The organism is Actinoplanes sp. NPDC051633 (assembly GCF_040681735.1).
Classification (GTDB): Bacteria; Actinomycetota; Actinomycetes; order Mycobacteriales; family Micromonosporaceae; genus Actinoplanes.
In genome coordinates this window covers 1-1,201 of record NZ_JBFAZH010001720.1, presented here as the reverse complement: position 1 = coordinate 1,201, position 1,201 = coordinate 1, and the positions used below count along the sequence as shown (strand labels likewise).

Below are 1,201 nucleotides of genomic sequence, written 5' to 3'. Positions count from 1 at the left end.
CCACGACGAGCCGTCGGGCCGGATCAACGGCGCCGGGGCGATCGGCTGGCGCCGGGACGAAGCCGGTCCAGACGACTGGCGCCGCGACGTGGCCGACGACCGGGCCGACGATCAGGCGCCCGGTCGCCCGATGCGCCGGGCCATCGAAGGCCCTCGCCGCGACGACGAGGCCCGCCAGCCGTGGCGCGAGGATGAGGCGCGGCCGGGCCGGCGCGCTGAGCCGATGGCTCGTCCGGCCTGGCAGGACGAACTTCGCGACGACATGGTGCGGCGCGGTGACGACGAACCGCCACGGCGGGCGCGTGAGATCGAGGCCGGCGACGCGGAGACCGGCTACCTCCCGCCGGTGCGGCCCGTTTCCGGCGGCCGGTCCAACGCGGTCGGCCGCGCCCGGCCGATGAACCCCAACCGGCGGCGGGCGGACGAGACCGGCACCCGGATGGAGCGTCCGCAGTCCGAGGACGGCGGGCTGCTGGGCCCGGACACATGGCGGCGGGAGCCGGGCCAACGCACGAGCGGGAACTGGCCGGAACCGTCGAGGGACATGGACTGGCGGGGACAGCTCCGCAGCGAGACCGAGCCGTTCGTCGGGGACGCGCCTACCGAGATCCGCCGCTTCGACCAGGCCGACTGGCAGCGCGAGCAGGCCGCCCGTGGCACCGCCCCCTATCGCGAGGGCACCGACACCGGCGACTGGCGTCGTGAGCTGGCCGCCGAGACCGACCTGGCCGACGGGGAGTCGCGGCGGTTCGGCACGCAGGACTTCGTGCCGTTCAAGCCGGTCGGCTCGGCCGCGGTGCCGCAGTCACCGCCGGTCGGACCCGTCGCCTCGGCGGCTGTTCCGCAGTCGCCGCCGGTCGGACCGGTCGGTGCGGCGCCGGCCGCGTCCCGGCAGCAGATGCCGGTCCACGATGAGGACACGCAGTGGCCGCCGCGCCGGCCGGCTTCCTATCAGAGCTCGTCGGCCACCGGCTCCTACGAGCGCCGGCCCGTCACCGGCGGCATCGCCGTGGCGGAGCGGCCCAACAACCTGCTCGAACCGGACGAGGACGAGGACGAGGACACCGGCGGCCCGCTCGCGGCGGTCGGATACACGGTCATCTGGTACGGCGTACCCGTGGTCCTGTTTCTGCTCTACTACGTGATCATGCTGAACGCCCCCGAGCAGGCCCGCGCCCTCGACACGCTGGCCGGCGCGGCC

The 1,201-nt window shown here is 75.4% G+C and carries 1 protein-coding gene; it reads left to right on the top strand.

Features of this window, described 5'->3' with window-relative positions; all coding sequences use genetic code 11:
- Nucleotides 1–1,201, top strand: a 1,201-nt coding sequence (locus AB0M20_RS44640; RefSeq protein WP_364307662.1) for a hypothetical protein, incomplete at both ends; no start/stop codon positions are given.